Consider the following 25534-nt stretch of genomic DNA (forward strand, 5'->3'; position numbering starts at 1 on the left):
GGTCTGCTCCTCTTATTCCTCTGGGCTTCTTGGAAACTTGTCCTGAATGCTCGTCAGCCAGCGCGCGACGACGTCGATCTCCGCGCTGGTAAATCCTTGCGTCAGCGCCGCATTGACCTCCGCCGCGGCGGCCTTGGCCTGCGCCAGCGCAGAGCGGCCCTTCGGCGTCAGCCACACGCGCCAGGCCCGACCGTCCTCGCGATCNCCGCCGCTCGACCAGCTTGGCGGCGGCCGAGCGGTCGACGAGACCGGAAATGCCGGCCGGCCCGAGATCGAGCGCAGCCCCCGCCTCGCCCATCAGGATGCCATCCTGCCTGCCAAGGATGAACAACAGACCCGCCTGCGCCGGCGTCACCTCGCCTTCGGGCTGCGACGCCATCCAGCGCTGCAGCCGCCGCTGCGCGACGCTCAACAGGTAGATCAGCCGGTGATGCCTCGGCGCGCTCACGCGCCCACCAATTTACTTCGCATGCGAAATATATAGCCGACGCGACAGAATTGTCAAAGAGCGGCGGCCGCTAGGGCGATTTCGCGCGACAGCCGTCGAGGAACAGCGCGGCACAGACGCGCACGCGCCGCGCGATGTCCTTGCGCGACGGCAAAGGCACGCCGCCGAAGATCGCGGCACGCTGCGGCGCCGAGGCAATCATGCCGATCAAGATGCCGGCAACTTCCTCGACATCGTCGATCGCAATGCGCTTGCGCTTGACCTGGGCGCGCAGCCAGCCGGCGAGCGCGGCGACCGTGCGCATGATGCCGTTCTTGTAGAAGGTCGCGGCGAGCTCGGGGAATTCGGCGGACTCCTGCAAGATGATGCGCTGAAGCGCGACGACTTCGGGATCGAGCGCGAGATCGGCGCAGGCGAGCAGCGCCGCGCGCAGGCCCGTTTCGATATCGACCTCGTCGTTCGCCTGGAGATGGACGTCTGAGAGCAGCCGCTCGAGCCGATCCGCGCACATGGCCTCGAACAATGCGGCCTTGCCCGGAAACAACCTATAGAGCGTCTTGGTGGAGATGCCGGCGCGGCGCGCCAGTTCTTCGGTGCTGGTCGCGGCGTAGCCGTCGACGGCGAAAGCGTGCCGGGCGGCGTCGAAAACGATCTGCTTCGTCTCCTCGTCGCTGCGCAGTTGCGGTCGCCCGCGCGGGCGGCATTCCCTTGAAGAACTTGCCGTTGAATATTTTGCCTGAGCCATGTTTTTACATGATGCCTGTCATTCCATTGACAGTCTCAAAGCTAGTCCTATTTTGGAAATCGTCAAGTTTCCTAATTCAGGGGAGCCGGTCATGACCGTCCACACCAGCCCGTCCAAGTCCGAAGCCACTGTGGTTCCAACGACTGCGCTAGAGGGCATTCTGCCCGCTCCGGCGTCCTCGGCTGTTCGTCAAAAGCTAAACTTTCGCAAGGTGTTGCTGGCGGGGGTGGCGGCGGTCGCGCTGGCGGGAGCGAGCTGGTACGGCTACGACTACTGGACGGTCGGCCGCTTCCTGGTCTCCACTGATGACGCCTATGTGAAGGCCGACAACACCACCATCGCGCCGAAGGTGAGTGGCTATCTCGACCGCGTCCTGGTCGGCGATAACGAGCATGTGAAAGCCGGCCAGGTGCTGGCGCGGATCGACAGCCGTGACTTCAAGGTCGCGCTCGACCAGGCCCGGGCCGATGTCGCCGCCGCGAACGCGACGGTGACGAGCAAGGAGGCCCAGCTCGAGGTGCAGCAGGCGGTAATCGCGGCGGCCAAGGCGACCATCGACGTCGACACCGCGTCAAAGAAATTCGCAAGCCAGGAGAACAAGCGCTACACCGACCTCGCCGCGACCGGCTACGGCAGCGTGCAGAATGCGCAGCAGGCGCAGGCGCGCGATGCCGGCGCGGACGCCGCGATCGCACGCGACAACGCCAATCTCGTCTCCGCCCTCAAGCAGGTGGACCTATTGAAGGCCGAGATCGTGCAAGCCAGGGCCGCGGCCGCGCGCGCCGTGGCGATCGAGCAGCAGGCCGAGCTCAATCTCAGCTACACCACGATCGTCGCCCCGCTCGACGGCGTCGTCGGCAACCGCACGCTCCGCGTCGGCCAGTACGTGCAGGCCGGAACCCAGTTGATGTCGATCGTGCCGGCCGAAGGCGCCTATGTGGTCGCCAATTTCAAGGAGACTCAACTCACCAACGTGCACGCCGGGCAGACCGTCGAGATCGAGGTCGACACGTTCCCGGGCCAGATCGTGCACGGTCATGTCGATTCCATCGCGCCGGCCAGCGGCCAGGAGTTCGCGCTGCTGCCGCCGGACAACGCCACCGGCAATTTCACCAAGGTGGTGCAGCGCATCCCCGTCAAGATCGCGCTGGATGCCGAGACTGCGCCAGCGATCGCGCTGCGGCCCGGCATGTCCGTGATTCCGACGATCGCAACGCGATCGAGAGCGCCGACTGCAAATGCGGCAACGGCGCCCAAGGCAAAACTCGTTTCCGGAGGATCGTGCCATGTCAAACAGCCTCACACTCTCGACGCAAATAGCCGCAACGCCGGCCGCGACGCCTGATCGCGCTGCCGTCGATCCGAACCGCGCGAGCGCCACGATCTGGGTTGCCGTGTTCGCGGCGATGATCGGCGCCTTCATGGCGATCCTGAACATCCAGATCACCAATGCCTCGCTGCTCAACATCGAGGGCGGCATCGGCACCGGCGTCGACAACGGGTCCTGGATCTCGACCTCGTATCTGATCGGCGAGATCATCGTCATTCCACTGACCGACTATCTGTCCCGGGTGTTCTCCTTCCGCAACATCATGCTGAGCTTCGCGACGCTGTTCGCGGCATTCTCGGTCGCCTGTGCCTTCACCCACGATCTGCCCTCGATGATCGCGATGCGCGGCTTCCAGGGCTTCTTCGGCGGCGTGCTGATTCCGATGGCCTTCACGCTGGTCTTCACCAAACTGCCGAAGGCCCAGCAGCCGATCGGGCTGGCGATGTTCTCGCTCGCCGTCACCTTTGCCCCGGCGATCGGCCCGACCATCGGCGGCTATCTCACCGAGAATTACGGCTGGCAGACCATCTTCTTCGTCAACGTCGTGCCCACCGCGGTGATGGTGATCACGCTGTTCTTCACGCTGGAGCGCCAGCCCCTGCAGCTCGGCCTGCTGCGCGAGGGCGACTGGTTCGGCATCGCGACCATGGCGGTCGGCCTCGCCTCGCTGCAGGCCGTGCTGGAAGAGGGCAACAAGGACGACTGGTTCGGCTCGCCCTTCATCGTCCGGCTTGCCATCATCGCGGCGGTCAGCCTGACGCTGTTCATCTATAACGAGCTGGTGGTCGAAAAGCCGCTGCTGCGCCTGCGGCTGCTCACGCAGTGGAATTTCGGCGTCGGCACGATCGCCTCGGTGTTCCTCGGCTTCGCGCTGTTCGGCTCGGTCTATCTCCTGCCCGCCTATCTCGGCCAGGTGCAGGGCTACAATGCCGAGCAGATCGGCAACGTGCTGGCATGGACCGGTCTGCCGCAGCTTCTGTTGATTCCGCTGGTGCCGAAGCTGATGCAACGGTTCGACACCCGCTACATCGCGGCCGTCGGCCTGCTCCTGTTCGCCGCGAGCTCATTCATGAATATCATGATGTCGCTCGACTATTCCGGCGATCAGTTCTTCGCCCCCAACGTCGTCCGCGCGATCGGCCAGGCGCTGACGCTGGCGCCGCTCTCCGCGCTCAGCCTCGGCAGCGTCGCGCCGCAGGATGCGCCCGCCGCCTCCGGCATTTCCAACATGATGCGCAATCTCGGCGGCGCGATCGGCACCGCCGTGCTCGCAACCATCGTCACCAAGCGCGAGCAGTTCCATTCCAACATCATCGGCCATTCGGTCACGCTCGGCCGCGAGGAGGTTCGCACCCGCATCGCGCAGCTCACCAACTACTTCATGGCGCACGGCGTGCCCGACCCCAACGCCGCGCGCGAGCAGGCGATCATCGCGCTCGGCAAGACCGTCAAGCGCCAGGCGCTGGTGATGGGCTATTCCGACACGTTTGCGGTGATCGGCGTGGTTCTGGTGCTGGCCGCTATCGCCGTGCTGCTGATGCGGCGTGTCAAGGGCGCGGCCGGCGGACCGGCGCACTAGAGCTTCATCCCTCACATCTTTGCCTGCAACTTTGCGCGGCCGTCACCCTTGACGGCCGCTTTACTTTATGTTCCTTATTTGTTCCATTCAAGTACAGGTTGTAGCGCTGGAGTTATTTGGATGAGCAATATGCGGAGTGAACGCGAACCGGCCCAGCTCGTGATCCACAATGACGACGACACGCCGGACGAGTTTGTGGTCGAATTGCTCCGCCGGGTTTTCGGCAAGTCGGAGCGTGAAGCGATCGCCCTGATCGCCAGGATTGAGCAAGAGGAAAAAGCCGCTTGCGGTCCCTACCCGCAATCCGTCGCCGAAGCGCTCTTCAAGTCCGCCCAACAATACATTTCTCTCGCGCGGCACGGCCTGAAGATCACGCTCGAAGAGATCAAGACACCGTGCGAGCTCTGCGGCAAGCCTGAGGGACAGACGGACGTGCGGATCGGCGGCCGCACGATCTGGCTGTGCAGCGACTGCATTCGTGCAGCAGACAGCACCTCGGAGGAACCGGAGGAAAAGTTCGACTATGCCTGCGACGTTCTGGACTGGCACTTTGCCGGCGTTCCGCGCAGCAAACTCGTGACAACGGTCCGCCAGTTTCCCGGCCATATGCGGGCAGATGTCCAGGCGGCCATCGATCGATTGTTCAGCACCGCGATCCGACTGTACGGTATCAACGAGGAACAGCGCTACGAGACCCTGTCGATTTCACGGCTCCTCCGCGAAGGGCGCCATGCACAGGCGCTCGCCCCGCTGCAGTATTTCGATCTTGAAATCGGCGAGACGAACCCGGTCAAATGCCTCGACAACGGGCTGTGGCTGTGCGCGCAGGGTGATCTCCGCTATGCCGTACTGCTCTGCGTACATCGCGAATACAGCCGCGAGAGCGGCATCCGGATCGAGATCGCGGTCCCTTCGGGCGCAGCAGGTGCAGCCCTCGTCCAGCAGTGCTTCGGCGAACTGGAGCAAGCCGTGCAAGCCGCGCGCACCTATCGCGGCAAGATCCTCTCGCTCGATGTCGACGACGACTATCGCGGTCGCTCGCGCGGCATTACCGTACACCGACTACCGCCAGTCTCTCGAAGCGAGGTGATTCTGCCGGAGCAGACCTTGCGGCTGCTCGAGCGCAACGTGCTGAATTTCGTCGGCACCCGCGACCAGCTGCGGCGGCTCGGCCAATCGACGCGCAAGGGCATTTTGCTGTACGGACCGCCGGGCACCGGCAAGACCCACACGATCCGCTATCTCGCGACGCATTTGCCCGGGCATACGACGCTGATCATCACCGCCGAGCAAATGGGCCTTCTCAGCGCCTATATGAGCCTCGCGCGTTTGCTTCAGCCCTCGATGGTGGTGATCGAGGATGTCGATCTCATCGCCCGCGACCGCGACGACATGGGACCGTGTGAGGAGTCCTTGCTGAACAAGCTGCTCAATGAAATGGACGGGCTGAAGGAGGATGCGGCCATCTTATTCGTTCTGACCACCAACCGGCCGGAGGATCTTGAAGGCGCCCTCGCTGGTCGCCCCGGGCGCATCGATCAGGCCATCGAAGTGCCGCTTCCCGATGAAACCGGCCGCGGCAAGCTGGTCCGGCTCTACGGTAAAGGGCTGCCGCTCGAGGAAGCGGTCGCCGCCGAGGCTGCCCGGCGCAGCGAGGGCACGAGCTGCGCCTTCATCAAGGAATTGATGCGACGGCTGGCGCAGGCGAGCCTTGCTCGGGATGGCGGCAACTCCGTCATCTCTGCCGACATCGACGAGGCACTCGATGACATGCTGTTCTCCGGCGGCCGGCTCAACGCGCGGCTCCTCGGCGGTGCACAGCAGATGGCGGCGGGGTGAAGCCCCGCCGCGCCGGTCTTACGTGCTGATCACGGCGCGCAGGTGAAGCTCGACGCCTCCGTCACCGGGCCGCTCTTGTAGTGCGGCCATGTCGGCCAGCGGCACAGCGGCAGCGCGCGCAGCACTGCGAATGACGGCGCCTCGGCCTTCTGCTCGGTGACCTCCAAGTCGCCGGGCGCCTTGCCCTTCTCGACCCAGTCGACCAGCACGCTCAACATGTCGACATTGGCCGGCGCGCCGGAGCCGACATGGTCGACACCCGGTGCGGTGTAGAGCCGCGCGAACTCCGCGGTCTCGGCCTTGCCGAGCTTGCGCTCGACGCTCTCGAAATAGCGGATGCCGGCATAGGGGCTCTGCGCGTAGTCGGCCATATGCTCGAGCATGATCAGCCGGCCGCCGTGGGCGCGGAAGCGGCTGAGATCGGGATTGGTCGAGTCCATGAGGTTCGAGACCTCGAGCAGCCGCGCCTTGTGCTCCTCTACCTTGTAGGTGGTGACGTCAAGCTTGGGATCGCGCGCGAACACATATTGGATGCCGCCTGCGCCGTAGATCCAGGCGATGCCGTTGTTGGGCACAGGCGGCTGCGCCGGCGGCGCCGTGCCGAGCCACCATGCGACCCAGCCGCCGGTCGAGCCGGCAGCCGGCGTATCCTCGCCCGAAATACCCCAGCCCGGATAGTCGTCGAGACCGTTGGCGAGCGCGAACGGGAATTTGTAGGTCGCATGCAGCGTGTCGATCGCCTTGATCTGCGCGTCAGTCAGGCACTGGTCGCCACTCTGGCCGCTGGCACAGCGCAGCGTCTCGGCCTTGAACGCCGCCTTGCAGGCGACGGGATCCTGCACCAGCGCGTCATCGGAGCCATCGGCCTTGTCGCAAGCCGTACGCACGGCATCGCCCACGAGCTTCACCTGCGCCGGATTGATCCAGCCCGCGCCCATGGTCACGAGGCCCGAGCGCGTGCCGGCATGCTGCAGGCCGACCCAGTTGATCACGGGAACGCGCGAGAAGATGCCGTCGAAATCCTCCGGATAGCGCTGCGCCATGGTGAGGCCTTCACGGCCGCCCTCGGACGAGCCCATGAAGTACATCTTCTCCGGCCGCTTGCCGTAGGCGCGCTCCATCAGCGCGACGGCGGCATCGCGCACCTTCTTGTAGGCACGGTGCGCGAAATTCTCGAACGCTTCGTCGTTTAGCGCGAAGTGCTGCGGCGGCGCGCCGGGCTTGGATTCGTGGCCGGAATCGGTGCCGTAGGTGACGAAGCCGCGCGCCAGCGGCGACGGCCTATCGAAGGGATAGGCTGGCGGCAGCGCAAGGCCGGTGATCAGCACGCCATTGAATCCACCGCCACCATACTGCACGGACCGCCCGTTCCACTCGACCGGCAAGTTGACCTGGAATTTGATCGGCGGTGCCTTGGGATCGGTCGGATCGATATGGCCGAGCACCTTGCAGAAGGCGGGGTTGGCTGGCGTGACGCGCCCTGACGGCGTCGGTCCGCGCTCCGCAACAGCGAGCTGCGACGGCGCCTGCAACGTTGCGGCATCGATCTTCACCGCATCGCCGCCGCCGGCGAGGCTCTTGCAGACCGTGTCGGCCTCCTGCGGCAACGTCGCCGCAAACGCGGCGTTCATGCCAAGCATGATTATCGCGCCCGCGAGCCATGCACACAGTCTCGCATCCATTCGCGCCATCGTTTCCACCCTCTTCATTCTTATCCGGTCCAACGGGAGGCGCGCATTGAATGCGACCATTAATGGCCCGTCAATTCATTGACATCCGCGTCCAGGCTAGAACGATCCCAGCGGGCCGCCCAATACGATCACGACCACCAGCGCCAGCAACGATGTCACGACGCCCACCATCACGATGTCGAAATAGCTGTCGCGATGCGTCAGGCCGCAGATCGCGAGCAGGCTGACCACCGCACCGTTATGCGGCAGGATGTCCAGCGTCCCCGATCCGATCACCGCGACGCGATGCATCAAGCCGAGATCAATCCCGGTGCGCGCGGCAAGCTCGACATAGGTCTGGCCGAGCGCATCGAGCGCGATGGTCAGGCCGCCCGATGCCGACCCGGTCAATGCGGCCAGGATGTTGGTTGCGACCGCCAGCGACACCAGCGGGCCGCCTTCGATCGCGAGCACCCAGTCGCGCACCACGGTGAAGGCCGGCAGCGCGGCGACGACCGCACCGAAGCCGACGAGGCTCGCGACACTCAGCGCCGGCAGGACCGACGCATTGGCGCCGGCGTCCATGGTCTGCCGCAACGCCGGCAGCCGGGTCCAGTTCAGCACGATGGTCGCGAGGATGGCGACAGCCAGAGCGACCGAGACCGACCACACACCTGCGACTGCGGCCAACGACGTGCTGCCGAAACGCGGCTCGGCGAGATAGCTGACGTCGAGCCGCGGCAGCACCACGAGCGACATCGTGAGATTGACGGCGACCACGACGATCAGCGGCACGATGGCGCTCGCGACCGGCGACGGCGAACCGCTGCGATGGCCGCGCTTCAGCTCCGCCGGGTCGAACTCCCGCGCCGTGGTTGCGCGTTCGCGCACGAGCTCGTCGGCGGCGGCGCGCTCCATCGCATCCTCCGTGTCCTCGCCATAGCCCTCGCCGGCGCGGCGCGCGGCACCCTCGGCGCGACGCAGCCACCACAATCCCGTCGCGAGCATGACGAGCGAAGCGAGAATGCCAAGGCCCGGCGCGGCAAACGGCGTCGTGCCGAAGAACGGCATCGGGATGGCGTTCTGGATCGACGGCGTGCCTGGCAACGCGGACATGGTGAAGGTCGACGTGCCCAGCACGATCGCGGCCGGTATCAGCCGGCGCGGAATCGCGGCGGCTCGGAACAGGGACCGGGCCATCGGTACGATGACGAAGAACGCGACGAACAGGCTGACGCCGCCATAGGTGACCATCGCGCCGGCCAGCACGACCGCCAGCACCACACGCCGCTCACCGAGTCGCTCCGCCATGAAGCCGGCGACCGCAGTGACGGCACCACTGTCGTCCATCAGCTTGCCGAAGACAGCGCCGAGCAGAAAGATCGGAAAAAACTGCGCCAGGAAGCCGGCCGCACTCGCCATGAAGACCTGCGTCAGGTTCGCAAGCAGCGGCTCGCCGCCGAACAGCGCGGCAACGAGCGCGGCGAACGGCGCGAGCAAGAGGACGCTCCAGCCGCGAAAGGCGAACACCACGAGCAGGCCGAGCCCGACGAGAAGGCCGAGAAGACCCATGCCTCAGCACTCCGTCAGCAGAACATCGAGATCGGCGGTCGTGCGCCGGCCGACGTCCATGCCATGCTCGTCGAGAAACGCCTGCGCAGCCAGCCGTCCCTCGGACCGGAGCATCGAGACGAATTCCCACTCCGCATTGAGCTTCGAGGATGCACCGAACTTCGCCAGCATGTCGCTCTTGATCCGATGCGTCCGCATCTTCGCCCAGCGCGCGCCCTCGCCGCTGCCGGGATCGGCCGCCTGGCGCAGCAGCGCGATCATGCGCAGCTCCTTCATCAGCGGCGAGTTGAAGGAAATCTCGTTGAGGCGGTTGAGGATCTCCGCCGCCGTCCGCGGCTCCTCAGGCCGCTCCGTCGGATTGATCTGCACCAGAATGGTGTCGCAGGCGTCGCTTTCGCGCACCAGCGGCGTGATCGTCGGGTTGCCGGCGAAGCCGCCATCCCAATAGGGCTCGCCATCGATCTCGATCGCCCGGAACATGGTCGGCAGGCAGGCCGACGCCAGCAGCACGTCGGCCGTGATCTCGGCATTACGGAAGATGCGGCCGCGCCCGGTCCGCACACGCGTCGCGGTGATGAACAGCTTTATCGGCGAGCGCGCGAGGCGCTCGAAATCGATGCTCTCGGCCAGCACCGCGCGCAGCGGATTGTAGCCGGTCGGATTGAGATCATAGGGCGAGAGCACCCGCGACATCAGATCGGTGAGGATGTAGGCGGGCGATGTATCGAGCGTCCAGCGCCCCATCAGCCGATCGAGCGGCGAGCGCTGCAGCGGGCTGAAGGCGGCGGCCCGCGAGACACGGCGCCAGTATTGCTCCAGCGCGTCACGCGCGCCTTCGGCGCCACCGGCGGTCCAGCCATCCGCCAATACCGCCGCGTTCATCGCACCCGCAGACGTGCCGGAGATAGCGGCAATCTCGATCCATTTCTCTTCGAGGAGACGGTCGAGCGCGCCCCAGGCGAACGCGCCGTGCGAGCCGCCGCCCTGAAGTGCGAGATCAATCGGTACGGCGTCCCGTTCCATCGGCACCACGCAACTGAAGCTCAAATTCGACGCGTTTTATAACACGCCGAGGATGACAGCAGTGTAGAGAGCCGTGGCCGCTCGATGCAACCGGAACGTGACGGTCCCGCCGTCTAATGCTCGAATACCAGCCGTGCGCCGACGGTGCCTTCGAGGGCGCGAATCTGCTCGAGCAGCGTGCCCGAATCCTGGCCGCCGAGGTCGGCATCGAGCACGACGTAGCCGAGGTCGCCGGCGGTCTCCAGATATTGCGCGGCGATGTTGATGTCGCGCTGGAGGAACACCTCGTTCAGCCGGCGCAGCATGCCCGGCACGTTGCGATGGACGTGGCTGAAGCGGGCGCCGGAGGGGCGCAGATGCAGCTGCACCTCCGGGAAATTCACAGCGCCCATGGTCGAGCCGGTGATGAAATAATCGACGAGCTTGCGCGCCACCTCGCCGCCGATCCGCTCCTGTGCCTCCTCGGTCGAGCCGCCGATATGCGGGGTGAGGATGACGTTGCCGAGGCCCTGCACCGGGCTCTTGAATCGGTCGGCATTCGACGAAGGCTCGACCGGAAACACATCGATGGCGGCACCGGCGAGGTGACCGTCACGCAAGGCACCGGCGAGCGCATCGAGATCGACGACGGTGCCGCGGCTGTTGTTGATCAGGAACGAGCCCGGCTTCATCGCCCGCAGCTCCCTCTCGCCGATCATGCCGGCGGTCTCCGGCGTCTCCGGCACGTGCAGGCTGACCACGTCGCTCTGCGCCAGGAGCTCTTCCAGCTTCTCGACCGGCTCGGTATTGCCATGGCGGAGCTTGTCCGTGCGGTCGAAGTAGATCACCCGCATGCCCATGGCTTCCGCCAGCGTCGAAAGCTGCGAACCGATATTGCCATAGCCGATGATGCCGAGGGTGCGGCCGCGGACCTCGCGGCTGCCGGTCGCCGACTTGTCCCAGCCGCCTTCATGCGCCGATACCGAGCGCGGAAATATCTGCCGCAGCAGCATCACGATCTCGCCGATCACAAGCTCGGCGACGCTGCGCGTGTTGGAGAACGGCGCATTGAACACGGGAATGCCGCGCTTTCGCGCCGCCAAAAGATCGACCTGGTTGGTGCCGACGCTGAAGCAGCCGACCGCCAGGAGCTGGTCGGCAGCCTCCAGCACCTCCTCGGTGATCTGCGTGCGCGAGCGGATGCCGAGCAGCGACACGCCTTTCAGCGCCTGCCGCAGCGCCTCGCCGTCCAGCGCCTTGGTCAGGCGTTCGACATTGGTGAAGCCCGCGCTCCTGAACAGGTCCACGGCGCTGTCATTGACGCCTTCAAGCAGCAGCGCCTTCGCGTTCCGCTCGGGGTTTTGACCTGGGGCTGGCATAGGATCTCCGTAAGTAACAGCTTTGCCGCAGCTCATAGACCGCGGAGGAGACGCAGCACAATAGGGTTTGGATATGGGGAGAAGATGGCCGGGTGGTAGGTGGTTTTGGTGTACCAGACCCGTCATCCTGAGGTGCGAGCCATGCGACGCGAAGTGTGGCGTGGGGAGCCTCGAAGGATGAACGGCCCCGACGCGGCCGGGCCGTCGCCCTTCGAGGGCCGCTGAAGAAGCGGCCACCTCAGGGTGACGGTGAGAGATCAATGCTCGCGGTAAGGAACACTCCCGCCCGCCGTCAAATCACGTAAAACCCGTGCGTGCCGTCGCGGCGGAGCTGCTCGACGAGGCCGTATTCCCAGTCGAGATAGGCCTGCATCGCGCGCTCGGCGACGTCTGTGCCCTCATAGGGACGGCGGTAGCGATGCGCAGGATCGGGCTTCGGCAGGACACGCGCTGGCCCAACCTCGAGCGCGCCGCCATAACCGCCTTCGAGCACATAGACCTCCCAGCCCATCTGCGCGAGCCAGGACGCGGTCATGTCGGCACGGACGCCCTTGTCGTCGGTCAAGAGAATGCGCGCGCCGCGCACGGGCGCGGCCATGTCGGTCTCCTGGACAAGCTGGCCGCCCGGATAATGACGGAAGCCCGGGATGTGGCCGGCCGCATATTCCTCCGCGTCGCGCACGTCGAACCGATAGAGCGTACGACCGGTCTGCGCGACGAGCGCGGCCGCCTCGCCGGCGCCGATGCGGCGGACGCCGGCGCGATAGGCAACGTCACGCGCGTTCGCCGGGCCGCCTTCGAACGGCCCGATGGCGCCGCGCCGGTCCGAGCCGTGATCGAGCGTATGTCGCGCCAGCGTCCAGCCGATCGTGCCGTTGCGCAGCGCCCGCACCTTGTTGGGCACGCCGGCATTGATCAGCGACTGGGTACCGATGATCGAGCGCGTGCGGCCGGCGCAATTGACGATGATGGTGGTGTCGGGATCGGGCGCGGCGCGCCCTGCCCGCAGCACCAGCTCCGCGCCGGGCACGCTGACCGAGCCCGGGATGTTCATGGTTGCGTATTCGTCGAAACGGCGGACGTCGAGGATGGCGATGTTGGCCTTGTCGGCGATCAGCTTTGCGACCTCGTCGGCGCCGAGCGAGGGCGTGTGGCGGCGCGCCTCGACCAGCTCACCAAAGGCCTTGCAATAGGAATTGACGTCCTCGAACACTTCAAGGCCCGCCGCGCGCCACGCCTTCAGCCCGCCGTCGAGCGCACGAACGTTGGTGTAACCAAGCGCGGCAAGACGTTCGACGCCCACAGCAACCAGCCCTTCGCCGTCATCATAGAGCACGACCGGCACATCTTTGCGCGGCAGTCTCATCTCGGCTTCGATCGCGATCCTGTCCACGGCCATGTTGGCGGCGAACAGCGGATGGCCGGTCGCAAAAGCCGCCTCAAACCTGAGATCGAGCAGCGCGATCTCCTCGCGCAGCAGCAGCGCGCGGCGGATGTCGGCGGGAGTGACGGTCTGAAGCGTCATGGCATGAACCTCGAAAGGACGAGCCAGGAGCTTTTGAACGATAGTCGGGGCGTTGGCTAGCCACTCCGCTGCATATTGTTGATCGCCGGTTCGCCTCAGCCCGCGGCGGCCACCTGCTTCTCGATGATGCTCGCCACCCGGACCGGGGTCTCGAGCATGGAGTAGTGGCCGGCGTCTTCGATCGTCTCGAACGTCACGCGCGGATAGGCCAGCGCAAAGGCGTTGCGCGAGGGATCGCCGCGATAGAACACGATGTCGAGCCCACCGTTCACCACATGCAGGGGCGCGGCAAGCCCGTGTGTCTCGCCCGTGATGGCGGAACTCGTGAACATCTTCAGATAGCCGCGCATCGCCTCGAGCGTCGCCGCGCCGCGCGCGATGGCGAGCTTGCGCTGCAGCCAGCCGGCACCGTAGCGGCTGGAGGTGCGGGCCGTGATCGCGCGCGCGGCCGCCTCGTCCTCGTCGATCACCGCGTTGAGTGCCTTCATCGCGGCCTCGTCGGCACGGAAGCCGGTGGGCGGCACCGGCGAGAACAGCGTCACGCTCTGGACCCGGCCCGGCGCCTGGAGCGCAATCTTCTGCGCCACCAGCCCGGACATCGAATGCCCGACAAGATGGAAACGAGCGGTCGAGAGGCCATCGGCGGTGCGCAGCACGTCCGCGACGGCTTCATCCAGCGTGTAGCTCCCACTCATCCCGCGCGACCAGCCGTAGCCGCGGAGGTCCATGAACACGAGCGAGTGGCGGGCGAGATCGACATAGGGCAGCACCGGCTCCCAGTTGACGTGGTCGCCGAGCCATTCGTGCAGCACCACGCAGACCGCAGGACCGTCGCCAATACGGCAATGGCCAAGCCGGCCGTCGCTCGCCAGCTGCGGCGCCGGCCATGGCGATGGCGCCATTATCGGAATGGGCTTTGCGCCCTGAGCCACAACCGGCGTCGCGGCGATGGCGGCAGTGGCGGTCAATCCCAGCCCCTTCAGAAGATTGCGGCGTTGCATGTATTTCCCCCCGCGCCTTATTCCGACCGGCGCGCTTGCCTGATAGCGCACACGCCTCACGCGGGGAAAATTGATTTCTGCAATGGCTTCATTGATAAATCTGATTTTGACTGAGCTCTTGCGCCGGGTTCGTATCCGGCGACGCCTCTTTCGGAGTTCGCCCATGCCGACGACCCTCGACATCGACACGCTGCGGTCCCTGATCGCGATTGTCGACCTCAAGAGTTTTTCGCGCGCCGCCGAGCAGCTGGGGCGATCGCAATCCGCAATCAGCCTTCAGATCGCCCGGCTCGAAGGCCTGGTCGGCCATCCCGTGCTCGAGCGGGCGCGCGGGCGAGTGCTCGGCCCGACGGCAAAGGGCGAGGAGCTGATCGCACATGCGCGAGAGATCATCGCGCTCAACGAACGCGCGATTGCCGCGATGCGCCGGCCGGGGGCGGGCGGGCAGATCAGGCTCGGCATGCCCGCAGATTTTCTCGAGCGCGATTTCTCGTCGACCCTCGGCGAAATCCGCTCGCGCTTCCCGGATGCTCAGCTCGCGCTGCGGACCGACCTGTCGGCGCGGCTCGCCGAAGACGTCGGCCACGGCCGGCTCGATCTCGCCTTCTACAAGCGCGCCCCGTCGAATGCCGATGACGCCGCGATCGCGTTTGAGCCGATGACCTGGTTTGGCAAGGCGACGTCTTGGCCCGATGATGCCGTTCCGCTGGTCGCATTCGCCGATGGCTGCGCTTATCGCAGCGAAGCGCTGCGCAGCCTGCGGCTCGTCGGACGCGAATGGACCATCGCCTGCGAGGCCCGCAGCCTCACCGCACTGATCGCCGCCGTCAAGGCTGGCCTCGGCTATGCCGCCCTGCCGGTCAGACTCGGCGAGCGCAAGGCGCTGCCGCATGCCAGCGACCTAGCGGAACTGCCGCAGCTCAACGCCGTCGAGCTTGCCCTTGGCATCGCTAGAGGCTGCAACCTGCCGTTCGCCCGTGCGATCGGCAGCATCATCGCGCAGCGCTGCGCGCTGGCGTGATGGCCGCAACTTGCGGCGCGACATATAGAGCAAGACGCCGGTAACGGCGAACAGCGGCATCAGCGCCGCGGCGAGCATGAACGCGAGCTTGCCTGGCCAGCCTAGGATTGCGCCGCGGTGGAGGTCGTACACGCTCGCGATGATCTTCTCGCCGAACGTCTTGTCGACATAACGCTCCGCGGAGACCATCTGGCTGGTGACCGCGTCGATGCGAAATTCGTCGCGCGTGGCCTCGAGCGTAGCCTCCTTCCCCCATGACCTGATCCGGATCACCGTCCCGGGCCCGGCAGGCAGCGTCAGCAAGGCTCTGGAGAAGCGATCACCCTCTTCGTGCAGAAAAGCCGACCAGGCTCGATCGAATCCCACCGCCGGCACCGGCTCGCGCGGGACGGCTGCGCGCGGTGCCCTCGGCTGCATCTTCGCCGCGGCAGCCTCCGGCCGCGACAGAAGCCAGACCACGCCATCCTTGTACCAGTCGAACGAGTACCAGAGCCCCGTCAGCGTCATCACCAGGTAGATCGGTAGCACCCAGGTGCCGATCACGGCATGCAGCGATCGGTGCAGGCCGCGGCCGCTGAGCCCGAGATTTGGCTTCAGCCACATCTTGACGCTGCTCGCGCGGCGCGGCCAGCGCAGCACGAGGCCCGACACGAGCATGACGATGAGGCAAAGCGCCACGATGCCGGTGATCGGGCGTCCCCAGCTCTTGGCATCGCCGGGGATCAGCAGCCACCGATGCAGCCTGCGGACGATGGCAAAGAATTCCTCGCCGCGCGGCACGCCCAGCACGCGCGCGTCATAGGGATCGACATAGAGCGAAGCCGGCCGCCCGCCCTGCTCGTCCCGGGCGAAGCGGATATGCACGGCCGCGGACGGATCGCTCGACAGCGTGACGGCGGCGACCTTGCCGACATCCTGAGCCGCCTTCAGCCGCGCGACCAGTTCGTCCGGCATCAGCACCGGCGCCGTGCGCGGCGCGACCCGCATCATCCCCGCATTCAGATGATCGACGATCTCGTCCTCAAAGCTCATGATCGCGCCGGTCAGCGCGATCAGGGTAAGCAGCAGCGCGAGCACGAGGCCCACGACGGAATGGACCTGAAGCAGGCCGGCCTTGATCGTATGCCCGAGCCTACTCATCGAAACCCACCTTCCTGATGAGCGCGATCGCGGCTTGCTGATGGCTTGCGACCTGATCGATCGGCAACGCTTCGGCCGTGAACGATCCGATCTCGGCGACAATCGGAGCCGGCTTCGCCGCCGCAAGCACGGGATATTCGAGCTCGGCGGCTGCAAAGATCCGCTGCGCCTCGGGCGCGACAAGGAATTCGATGAATTTCTGTGCCAACGCTGGATGCGGCGCGTGTTTTGCGATCGCCGCACCGGTGAGATTCACATGCGTGCCGCCGCCCTTGAACACTGTCGGAACCGCCCTGACCGCCATCGCCCAGGCACGCCAGTCGGCGCCGTCCCGTCCATCGCGCAACTGCGCCAGCGCCACTGTGTTGCCGATGCCGATCTCGCAACGTCCTTGCGCGATCTCGCGGATCACATCGTTGTCCTTGCCAACCGGCTTGTGGACGAGATTGGCTTTCAGACCGGCGAGCCACGCTTCCGTCGCGGCCTCGCCGTGATGGGCGAGATAGGCCGCCACCAGGGCGACGTTGTTCTGATGCAGAGGCGAGCGCATGCACAGTTTGCCCTGCCATTGCGGGCTCGCGAGGTCTTCATAGTCGATTGCCGCCAGCGCACTGTCCTTGCGCGCCAGCACGACGCGCGGACGAACGGAGACGGCGAACCATTGCGCGCCGTCCCCGCGCAGATTTGACGGAACGGCCTGCTCGACGCGCGGCGATACGAGCGCCTGGGTCAGACCGCGGCTGGAGAGCTGCGTGGTCTTGTCCAGGCCGATCGTCATCAGGACGTCCGCAGGCGACGCTTCGCCCTCGGACACGAGGCGTTTGACGAGACTATCCTCGACGAAGACGACATTCACCTTGACGCCGGTCTCTTCCGTGAACGCCGTGACCGCAGGCGCGACCAGGGCAGCCTCCCTGCTCGAATAGAGCGTGATCTCCTCGCCGCGGCTCGCACCCGCGGTGGCAGCACAGACAGACGCCAGCGCAATCAGAACTGCCAAGGCTTTATGCCGCACCGCCATGGCTAGAACTTCACCGTCGCCGACAGCGACACACGCCGCGCATCGCCAACGGCGACGCCCAGATTGTTATTGGCGGAAGGGTAGTAGACGGTGTCGAACAGGTTCTTGACGTTCAGTTGATAGATGACCGGCAGGGCCTGGTAGTTCGTTTCATACGTCGCGAAGATGTCCGCGACCGCATAGGACGGGAGCACGAACGTGTTCAGGGCGTCGCCAGGCCGGTCACCGACATAGCGCGCGCCGCCGCCGAGCCGAAGCCGGCCCGGCAGCACGGTGCCGAAATCGTAGACGAGATAGAGCGAGGCCGTGTTCATGGCGACGTTCTGCAACTGCTTGCCGGCGTAGGTCGGGTCCTCGGTCACCCGCGCGTCGGTATAGCCATAGCTTCCGATCATGCTCCAATTGTCGGTGAGCCTGCCGGTGACGTCGAGTTCGACGCCGCGCGAGCGGACCTTGCCGGCCGCCGTATAGACGTTGAGGCTGGTCGCGGTGTTGAGCTGGCTGACCAGGACGTTCTGCTTCTCGATGTCGTAGACCGCAAGCGTGCCGGACAGGCGCTTGTTGAGGTCGAATTTGAGGCCGGTCTCGTACTGCGTCCCCTCTTCGGGCGCGATGTTCGAACCGAGTACGACGCCGCCGCCATTGCTCAAGGGAGCGATGGTCGAGTTCGGCTTCAGCGACTGCGTGTAGCTTGCATAGAGCGAAAGCTCGTCGGTGAGCTTGAAGATGGCGCCGCCGAGCGGAAGCACCGCATCTGCCGACACGTTGGTGTTGGTGATGAACGGCTTTCCGCGTCCGGCGAGCTGATCGTAGTCCATGTAGCGCACGCCGCCGACCAGCGCGAACCGCTCGGTCAGGTGCAGCGTGTCCTGGAAGAACAGCGACCACTGGCCGAGCTTGTCGGTCTGGGCGCTGTCGGTCGGCGACACCGTCGTACCTGGCCCGATCAACCCGTAGACCGGATTGTAGAAGTTGAAGGACGGGGTCGCCTGCCGGATCAGATTGTCGCGATAGATGGTGCGATACTGGCCGTCGCCGCCGAACAGCACCTCGTTGCGCATGTCGCCGAGCCAGAAATTGCCCGAGATGTAGGACGTGCCATAGCTCGAATTGCTGAGCGAGCCTTGCGTGCCGTCATTGCTGCGCGTCTCGACGCCGGTCTTGGCATTGACGCCGGTGATGCGGAGCTGGTTCGCACTAAAAGTCTCGGTGTTGTAGCTGTAGGCCGCAAACAGCTTCCAATCCTGGTTGAGGCGGTGTTCGACCGAGGCCTGCATCAGGTCGGAGGTGCCCCACATGTTGTTGAAGGGCTCATCCAGCCGGCGCGTCGCCGGGATTGCCAGCGGAGCGCCGTTGACGAAGGCGGTGCCGCGATCGAACGGGTAGATGAACTCGCGATGCTCGTAGTTGAGGTAAACCGTGGTGTCCTTGCCGTACCAGGCCAGTGATGGCGCCACCAGCATCTCGCGGTGGCGTCCGAAATTCCGCCAGTAATCCTCGCTGACGCCGTAGCCGATGAACCGATAGGCAAGACCTTGATCGCCGATCGGGCCGGTGATGTCGAACACGCCATCGGCGCCGCTCTTGGAGCCGCCATAGGTCGAGCCAAGCAGCGTCACCGAGCCGTGCTGATCGAGCTCCGGGCGCTTGCTGATGGTGTTGACGATGCCGCCGGGATCCATGATGCCGTAGAGCAGCGAGGCCGGCCCCTTCAGCACCTCGACGCTTTCGACCGCGGCATTGAGGCTGCGCCCCTGTACCAGCGGCATGCCGTTGCGCATGATCGAGCCGTCGCGGTTGTCGCCGAAGCCGCGGCGGATGACTGCGTCCTGCGTGCCGGCGAGCGTGTTGGCCTGGGTGATGCCGGAGACGTTGCCGAGTGCATCGTCGAGGTTGCGCGGCAGTTGGTCTTTCAGCACCTGCTCGGGCACGACGTTGACGGCCTGCGACGTGTCGAGCGGCGAAGCGCCGCTGCGCAGCGTGGTCGAACTCGGCATCGCGCGATAGCCGAGCTTTGCGGCTTGCTGCGCGGCGGCAGCCGCCGCGGCGCGCTCCGACGGCGTCGGCTCAGTGGCGCGCGGGGCGCCGCTGTTGCGCTGGCGCGCGACGGTTTGCGTGCGGCGTTGCGCGGCGTCCGACGCGCGCGCCGGCTTGGGCCGCTGCGTCGGTGCATCCACCGTCACCGGCGGCAGCGCCGCTTGCGCCTCTGCGGTCGTCGTGGTGGCGGGACATTCGGCGAGCAGGACGGCTGCTCCGAAGAGAAGACTCGCACGGCTCTTGCCGGCGCGGTTTCGATGGCAGCAGACGCGCTGGCCATCCACATAGGCACGCACTTTCGATTCACTTCCAAGTCAGGGACGTCGAGGTGTGCGCCTCTAGCAGTCGCCGGAGATGGAGAGAACCGTAGAGGAACTTGAATCCCTCTAGTGTTGAATCGTTCTAAGTGCAGATGGGCACCGCGCGGCAGTCATCGATGGGTACCGATCGCGGCACGCAACACGCGAATGCGCGGCAACGTGTCGCGGCGCTGCGCGAGCTCACGCGATCGCCGGACTCGTCAGCTCATCGAGCTTGCGCTTGGGCGCGGCGCCGTCGGACAGCGCGCGCAGCGGCGGACGGACGCGGAGCCAGCCTGCGTCGCCGGTCTGCGCCGCGAGGATCGCTTTCAGCGTCGCGAGGAAGGACGGCGTCTTCACCACGATGTCGACTGCGGCCTGCATGCGCGCCTCGACGTCAGCGCCGTCGATCATGCCCTTGACCAGCTCCGGCACGACGTTGGCCATGCCGCAGATCGTGCCGGCACCACCTTGCGCGATCGCGCGGGCGATGTCGGCTTCGTTACCGACGGTGATGGCGAGCTCGGGCGCGGCCGCGCGGAACGCCAGGAATTGCTTGAAGTCACCGCTGGAATCTTTCAAGCCCGCGACCAGCTTGCCGTAGCGATTGCGCAGGTTCGCGGCGACCGAGGTCGGGATCGCGACGCCGGAGACCTGCGGGATGTGATAGAGCGTGGCACGCAGGCGCTCGTCGGCGACCGCATCGATGACCGCGGCGAAAGCATCCTCGATCCCCTCGGGCGTGACGCTGCGATCGAAATAGGGCGGCAGCAACAGCACGTGGCGCAAGCCGAGGCCTAGCACGCCGCGCGTCAGCGCAATGCTGTCGCTGATCGCGGGAAAGCCGCCGCCAATGCCGATCCGCTCGGCCGCGACGCCAGCCTTGAGCAGCGCCTCGACGGTCGCGACCCGCTCGGCGACATTGAACGAGGTGCCCTCACCGGTGGTGCCGAACAGCACGACGCCATCGACGCCTTTGCCGAAGAGCCGCTGGGCATGCGCCGCCAGCCGGGCGTGATCCACACCGCCCTCCGACGTCAGCGGCGTCGCCGCCGCCACCCAGAATCCGCGAATTGCCTCGGTCATGACACCACCCATTGCTGCGGCCTCGGCGTAAGTCCCTGATTCATAACGATCTTCAGAGCTTGAGCGAGGCTTGTTTTTGCTTTACTTTTCATCTTGTACCTTACATACAAGAACGACGCAATTCCCCTCGCCTCGCTCCCGCTCAATGAGCTCCGGCCGACCTTAAGAAGGTGCTGCATGGACATGGTGCCCCCAGCCGACCGCCCCCTCCAATTGCTCGGCGCCCTGCGCGACAAGCTCGGCGCGGCGGCCGTGCTGACCGGCGCGGAGGTCCCCGCGCGCAATTGCAACGACTGGAGCGCGAGCCTGCCGCAAACGCCGCTCGCCGTGATCCGCCCGGTCGATGCGCAAGGCGTTGCCGATGCGATCGCGACCTGCCGGCAGGCGCGGCTGCCATTCGTGCCGCAGGGCGGATTGACCGGTCTCTGCCGCGGCGCCTCGCCCGAGCCGGGCTGGGTCGCGATCTCGCTCGAGCGCATGGTCGGCATCGAGGAGATCGATAGTGCCTCCGCGACGATGACCGTAAAGGCGGGCACGCCGCTCGAGACGATCCAGAAGGCCGCCGACGAGGCCGGCTTCTTCTTCCCGCTCGATCTCGGCTCGCGCGGCTCCTGCGCCATCGGCGGCAATCTCTCCACCAATGCCGGCGGCAACCGCGTGATCCGCTACGGCATGACGCGCGAACTGGTGCTCGGCGTCGAAGTGGTGCTGCCGGACGGCACCATCATCACCAATCTCAACAAGCTGATGAAGAACAACGCCGGCTACGACCTGAAGCATCTCTTCATCGGCTCGGAAGGCACGCTCGGCATCATCACCCGCGTAGTGCTGCGGCTTTATCCGAAGCCGCGCTCGACCATGGCGGCGCTCTGCGCGCTGAAGGACTATGCCGCGGTGATCGAGCTGCTCGGCGCCGCCCGCAGCGGGCTCGGCCCGCTGCTGTCGGCGTTCGAGGTGATGTGGCCGGACTATTGGGAGGTGATCACGGCGCGCGCCGGCGTGAAGCCGCCGGTCGCCGCAGGCCACGGTCTCTACGTGCTGGTGGAGGCGCAGGGCACGGAGGAGAGCATCGATGCGCCGCGCTTCCAAAACTGGCTCGAAGAGCTGATGGAGCGCGGAATGCTGGCTGACGCCGCGGTGGCGCAATCGCTGGGGCAGACCCAGGCGTTCTGGCGGGTGCGCGACATCTGCGCCGAATTCGGCCAGGTGCTGGGGCCGCACATTTCCTACGACATCGGCCTTGCGGTGGCGCGGATGGACGAGTTCGCCACGCGCTGCAAGGCGGCGCTCGCGCAGGGCATCACCGGATGCGAGAGCGTCTATTACGGCCATATCGGCGACGGCAACCTGCACCTCGTCTCCTGGGTAACGGGCCTCTCCGTCGAGCGCCAGCCGAAGGAAGAGATGGACGCGATCATCTATGGCCTCGTGCGCGAGATGGGCGGCAGCGTCTCCGCCGAACACGGCATCGGCACGCTGAAGAAGAAGTGGCTGGGGCATGCGAGGAGCGAGGCCGAGATCGCGCTGATGCGCACGCTGAAGGCCGCGCTCGATCCCGACCATCTGCTCAACCCCGGCAAGGTGATCTGACCGGCCGGTAGCGCCATGGGAGCGCCGATGAGAGCCTTGAAGCTCGATACGCCGAAATCGCTGTCGCAGCGGGTCATGCTGCGGCTGCGTCAGGCCATCGTCGACGGCGAGTTCGCGCTCGGCGCTGCGATCTCCGAGGAGATGGTGGCGAATTCCTTCGGCGTCAGCCGCACGCCGGTGCGCGAGGCGATGGGGCAGTTGCAGGCACAGGGCCTCGTGGTGATCAGGCCGCAGGTCGGCAGCTTCGTCTTCACGCCGAGCGCCGAGGACATCACCGCGCTCTGCACCTTCCGGATCGCGATCGAGCCGAAGGCCGCCGAGCTCGCCTTTCGTCACGACCGCGACGGCGCAATTGCGACGATGGGTGCCGCGATCGCAGCGATGGAGCCTGCGGTCGCGGCAAAGGACAACATCGCCTACGGCCGCGCCGATGCCGCTTTTCACGAGGCGCTGTTCGCGCATTGCGGCAATCGCTATCTCGTCGAATCCTACCAGCTCGTCTCGGGCCGCGTCGCAGCGCTGCGCACCAACCTCACCTCGCCGATCGATGTCAGGACCCGCACGTCGTTCGACGAGCATTGCAGACTGCTCGATTTGTTCGGGCGCGGCGAGCTCGCGGCTTTCGAGACGCTGATCACGACGCATATCACCAATTCGGGCGTGGCCTATGCGCGCGCGTTGAAGGTGGACTGAGCGGCCGTTACCGCCCGTCCTTGGGTTCGGGCCGATCCAGAAAATCGAGTGCGGTATTGATCTGTTCGAGCTGGTGCTCGATCTTGTCGCGCTCTTCGACCGCCTGCGCCTGATCCAGTTGCTCCACGAGCTTCTGCTTTCGCGCCAGCAAGTTCTCTATCACCGTACTCACAGCTCCCCCTCGCCCCAGACGAACATTCAGGCGAAATCCGGTTGCAGGCATGGGCGCTGACATGGCGGCAGTGCGCGCAATCCGGGCTCGCGTCGAACCCTTAACCAGAATGTTCGCGGAAGCAGTTGGTTCCTGGGGCCACGATCAGGGAACCGCCTGCGCAAGGCCTGCCCAGAACCGCGATCTATCACGCGCCCGTCGGTTGAATTCGCCGGTCCGCAGCCTTATGCGTAGGCGCCATGGACACCCAAATCACCGCCGAAAGACCCCTGATCGCCCGGGCGCGGCCCGGCAAGCCAGCGCCGTTCCTCCCCATGAGCCGCGCCGAGATGACGGCGCTCGGTTGGGACGCCTGCGACATCGTGCTGGTGACGGGCGATGCGTATGTCGACCATCCGAGCTTCGGCATGGCGATCATCGGCCGGCTGCTGGAGGCGCAGGGCTTTCGCGTCGGCATCATCGCGCAGCCCGACTGGCATTCGGCCGAGCCGTTCAAGGCGCTCGGCAGGCCGCGCGTGTTCTTCGGCGTCACCGGCGGCAACATGGATTCCATGGTCAACCGCTATACGGCGGACCGCCGCCTGCGCCACGACGACGCCTATACGGCCGGCGGCGAAGGCGGCGGGCGCCCGGACCGCTGCACCATCGTCTACGCGCAGCGCTGCCGCGAGGCGTTCAAGGATGTGCCGATCGTGCTCGGCGGCATCGAGGCCTCGCTGCGCCGGATCGCGCATTACGACTACTGGTCCGACAAGGTGCGCCGCTCGGTGCTGGCTGACGCCAAGGCTGACCTTCTGCTCTACGGCAATGCCGAGCGCGCCGTCGTCGAGGTGGCGCAGCGACTCGCCGCGGGCGAAGCACCGCGCGAACTCGACGACGTCAGGGGCGTTGCGCTGTTCCGCCGCGTGCCCGAAGACTACGCCGAATTGCACGCCGACGATCTCGATTCCGCCGACGAGGGCGCATCGCGCCAAAAAGGCGCGACCGTGATCCGGCTGCCGGCGCTCGAGCAGGTCGAACAGGATCGCGAGGCCTATGCACGCGCGTCACGCGTGCTGCACCGGGAGAGCAATCCCGGCAATGCGCGGCCGCTGGTGCAGCGCCACGGCGATCGCGATCTCTGGCTGAACCCGCCGCCGATCCCGCTCACCACCGAGGAGATGGACGCGGTCTACGACCTGCCCTATGCGCGCGCGCCGCATCCCTCCTATGGCGAAGCGAGAATCCCCGCCTGGGAGATGATCAAGTTCTCGGTGACGATCATGCGCGGCTGCTTCGGCGGCTGCACCTTCTGCTCGATCACCGAGCACGAGGGGCGCATCATCCAGAATCGCTCGGAAGGCTCGATCCTGCGGGAGATCGAGAAGATCCGCGACAAGACGCCGGGCTTCACCGGCGTGATCTCCGACATCGGCGGTCCCACCGCCAACATGTACCGGATGGCGTGCAAGGATCCGAAGGTCGAGGCGGCGTGCCGGCGGCCGTCCTGCGTCTTCCCCGAGATCTGCCCGAACCTCAACACCTCGCATGACGATCTGATCCGCCTCTATCGCAAGGTGCGCGAGACCAAGGGCATCAAGAAGGTGATGGTCGCCTCCGGCGTGCGCTACGACCTCGCGGTGGAGAGCCCCGAATACATCAAGGAGCTCGTCACCCATCATGTCGGCGGTTACCTGAAGATCGCGCCGGAGCACACCGAGCGCGGCCCGCTCGACAAGATGATGAAGCCGGGCATCGGCGCCTACAACCGCTTCAAGCGGATGTTCGATGCCGCCGCCGAGCAGGCCGGCAAGAAATACTATTTGATCCCCTATTTCATCGCGGCGCATCCGGGCACGACCGACGAGGACATGATGAACCTCGCGCTCTGGCTCAAGAAGAACCGCTACCGCGCCGACCAGGTGCAGACCTTCCTGCCCTCGCCGATGGCGACCGCAACGGCGATGTACCACACCGGCGTCAATCCGCTGCGCGGCGTGCGGCACAGCGGCAGCGACAAGGTCGAGGCGATCAAGGGCCTGCGGCAGCGCCGCCTGCACAAGGCGTTCCTGCGCTATCACGACCCCGACAACTGGCCCGTGCTGCGCGAGGCTCTGAAGGAGATGGGCCGCGCCGATCTGATCGGCTCGCAGCCCCACCAGCTCGTCCCCGCGCACCAGCCGCCCGGCACCGGCAAGGCCGCCGGCACGCGCCGGCCGCTGCGGCCGGGCGGCAAGACGCAGCGCTTCACGACCAAGGGCGTGCGGTTGATGAAGTAGCGGGTAAGCGAGAGGCGATCAGGTCCGGCCTGACGCTTTCGTGCCCCTACAACAAAAATATCGAAAACAACCCCATGCAAAGTAGCCGGCGGCTGCCGGCCTGATGCCGCGTGCCTCCGGCGAAGCC

At 66.0% G+C, this 25534-nt stretch carries 19 protein-coding genes and 2 pseudogenes; 7 read left to right on the forward strand and 14 right to left on the reverse strand.

The features are described from left to right. Positions 1 to 12: 12 nt before the first annotated feature. The 3 genes and pseudogenes from AXW67_RS44430 to AXW67_RS28840 all read right to left on the reverse strand — a co-directional run. Positions 13 to 204 (reverse strand): annotated as a pseudogene (locus AXW67_RS44430) (MarR family transcriptional regulator); the annotation flags it as partial. Position 205: 1 nt separating this feature from the next. After that, positions 206 to 379: pseudogene (locus AXW67_RS44435) on the reverse strand (MarR family transcriptional regulator); the annotation flags it as partial. Positions 380 to 518: 139 nt separating this feature from the next. Further along, positions 519 to 1193 carry a TetR/AcrR family transcriptional regulator gene (locus AXW67_RS28840; protein WP_063680618.1) on the reverse strand — a complete coding sequence of 225 codons (675 nt, stop codon included), beginning with the start codon at positions 1191 to 1193 and terminating at the stop codon, positions 519 to 521. A gap of 91 nt (positions 1194 to 1284) precedes the next feature. Between AXW67_RS28840 and AXW67_RS28845 the strand changes: the two genes are divergently transcribed. The 3 genes from AXW67_RS28845 (at position 1285) to AXW67_RS28855 (ending at position 5941) form a co-directional block, all read left to right on the forward strand. Continuing rightward, positions 1285 to 2538: an HlyD family secretion protein gene (locus AXW67_RS28845; RefSeq protein WP_063680619.1), complete on the forward strand. Its 1254-nt coding sequence runs from the start codon at positions 1285 to 1287 to the stop codon at positions 2536 to 2538. Next, positions 2480 to 4102, forward strand: a complete 1623-nt coding sequence (locus tag AXW67_RS28850) for an MDR family MFS transporter (protein WP_063680620.1) — start codon at positions 2480 to 2482, stop codon at positions 4100 to 4102. The genes AXW67_RS28845 and AXW67_RS28850 overlap by 59 nt, the downstream gene beginning before the upstream one ends. 120 nt (positions 4103 to 4222) lie before the next feature. Then, on the forward strand, positions 4223 to 5941 hold the full coding sequence (locus AXW67_RS28855; protein WP_063680621.1) for an ATP-dependent Clp protease adaptor ClpS: 1719 nt from the start codon (positions 4223 to 4225) through the stop codon (positions 5939 to 5941). A 29-nt stretch (positions 5942 to 5970) separates the two neighbouring features. On the opposite strand, the gene AXW67_RS28860 is transcribed toward AXW67_RS28855, so the two are convergent. The 6 genes from AXW67_RS28860 to AXW67_RS28885 form a co-directional block, all read right to left on the reverse strand. Continuing rightward, complete coding sequence (locus tag AXW67_RS28860) at positions 5971 to 7581, reverse strand: tannase/feruloyl esterase family alpha/beta hydrolase (protein ID WP_430648737.1); 1611 nt, start codon at positions 7579 to 7581, stop codon at positions 5971 to 5973. Positions 7582 to 7728: 147 nt separating this feature from the next. Beyond that, positions 7729 to 9183 (reverse strand): GntP family permease, encoded by a 1455-nt coding sequence (locus AXW67_RS28865; protein ID WP_063680623.1) that lies wholly within the window; start codon positions 9181 to 9183, stop codon positions 7729 to 7731. A gap of 3 nt (positions 9184 to 9186) precedes the next feature. After that, on the reverse strand, positions 9187 to 10206 hold the full coding sequence (locus tag AXW67_RS28870) for a patatin-like phospholipase family protein (RefSeq protein WP_063680624.1): 1020 nt from the start codon (positions 10204 to 10206) through the stop codon (positions 9187 to 9189). Between the two features lie 113 nt (positions 10207 to 10319). Beyond that, entirely contained in the window at positions 10320 to 11564 is a 1245-nt protein-coding gene (serA, locus tag AXW67_RS28875) for a phosphoglycerate dehydrogenase (protein WP_027552179.1), read from the reverse strand. Between the two features lie 292 nt (positions 11565 to 11856). Further along, positions 11857 to 13089, reverse strand: coding sequence for a rhodanese-like domain-containing protein (locus AXW67_RS28880; RefSeq protein WP_063680625.1), 1233 nt, complete (start codon positions 13087 to 13089; stop codon positions 11857 to 11859). 95 nt (positions 13090 to 13184) lie between these two features. After that, positions 13185 to 14090 carry an alpha/beta fold hydrolase gene (locus tag AXW67_RS28885; RefSeq protein ID WP_161491305.1) on the reverse strand — a complete coding sequence of 302 codons (906 nt, stop codon included), beginning with the start codon at positions 14088 to 14090 and terminating at the stop codon, positions 13185 to 13187. A 163-nt stretch (positions 14091 to 14253) separates the two neighbouring features. On the opposite strand from AXW67_RS28885, the gene AXW67_RS42275 reads away from it, so the two are divergent. Further along, positions 14254 to 15111 carry a LysR substrate-binding domain-containing protein gene (locus tag AXW67_RS42275; RefSeq protein WP_063680626.1) on the forward strand — a complete coding sequence of 286 codons (858 nt, stop codon included), beginning with the start codon at positions 14254 to 14256 and terminating at the stop codon, positions 15109 to 15111. On the opposite strand, the gene AXW67_RS28895 is transcribed toward AXW67_RS42275, so the two are convergent. From AXW67_RS28895 to AXW67_RS28910, 4 genes are all read right to left on the reverse strand, one after another. Continuing rightward, a complete protein-coding gene (locus tag AXW67_RS28895) occupies positions 14992 to 16251 on the reverse strand; it encodes a PepSY-associated TM helix domain-containing protein (protein ID WP_082908084.1) in 1260 nt (419 codons plus the stop codon). The two genes, AXW67_RS42275 and AXW67_RS28895, sit on opposite strands and share 120 nt — an antisense overlap. Further along, positions 16244 to 17251 (reverse strand): extracellular solute-binding protein, encoded by a 1008-nt coding sequence (locus tag AXW67_RS28900; protein ID WP_245315764.1) that lies wholly within the window; start codon positions 17249 to 17251, stop codon positions 16244 to 16246. The genes AXW67_RS28895 and AXW67_RS28900 overlap by 8 nt, the downstream gene beginning before the upstream one ends. 23 nt (positions 17252 to 17274) lie before the next feature. Next, a complete protein-coding gene (locus AXW67_RS28905; protein WP_063680628.1) occupies positions 17275 to 19605 on the reverse strand; it encodes a TonB-dependent siderophore receptor in 2331 nt (776 codons plus the stop codon). Positions 19606 to 19809: 204 nt separating this feature from the next. Next, on the reverse strand, positions 19810 to 20694 hold the full coding sequence (locus tag AXW67_RS28910; RefSeq protein WP_063680629.1) for a dihydrodipicolinate synthase family protein: 885 nt from the start codon (positions 20692 to 20694) through the stop codon (positions 19810 to 19812). Between the two features lie 177 nt (positions 20695 to 20871). On the opposite strand from AXW67_RS28910, the gene AXW67_RS28920 reads away from it, so the two are divergent. Both AXW67_RS28920 and AXW67_RS28925 read left to right on the forward strand, forming a co-directional pair. Further along, positions 20872 to 22284 carry an FAD-binding oxidoreductase gene (locus AXW67_RS28920; protein WP_063680631.1) on the forward strand — a complete coding sequence of 471 codons (1413 nt, stop codon included), beginning with the start codon at positions 20872 to 20874 and terminating at the stop codon, positions 22282 to 22284. Positions 22285 to 22311: 27 nt separating this feature from the next. Continuing rightward, on the forward strand, positions 22312 to 22977 hold the full coding sequence (locus tag AXW67_RS28925; RefSeq protein WP_063680674.1) for a GntR family transcriptional regulator: 666 nt from the start codon (positions 22312 to 22314) through the stop codon (positions 22975 to 22977). Between the two features lie 7 nt (positions 22978 to 22984). Here the strand turns inward: AXW67_RS28925 and AXW67_RS43345 are convergent, their stop codons facing one another. Further along, positions 22985 to 23128 carry a hypothetical protein gene (locus AXW67_RS43345; RefSeq protein ID WP_201723734.1) on the reverse strand — a complete coding sequence of 48 codons (144 nt, stop codon included), beginning with the start codon at positions 23126 to 23128 and terminating at the stop codon, positions 22985 to 22987. A gap of 260 nt (positions 23129 to 23388) precedes the next feature. On the opposite strand from AXW67_RS43345, the gene AXW67_RS28930 reads away from it, so the two are divergent. Further along, positions 23389 to 25407 (forward strand): YgiQ family radical SAM protein, encoded by a 2019-nt coding sequence (locus AXW67_RS28930; RefSeq protein WP_063680632.1) that lies wholly within the window; start codon positions 23389 to 23391, stop codon positions 25405 to 25407. Positions 25408 to 25534: the final 127 nt, after the last annotated feature.

Source organism: Bradyrhizobium neotropicale, assembly GCF_001641695.1.
Taxonomy (GTDB): Bacteria; Pseudomonadota; Alphaproteobacteria; order Rhizobiales; family Xanthobacteraceae; genus Bradyrhizobium; species Bradyrhizobium neotropicale.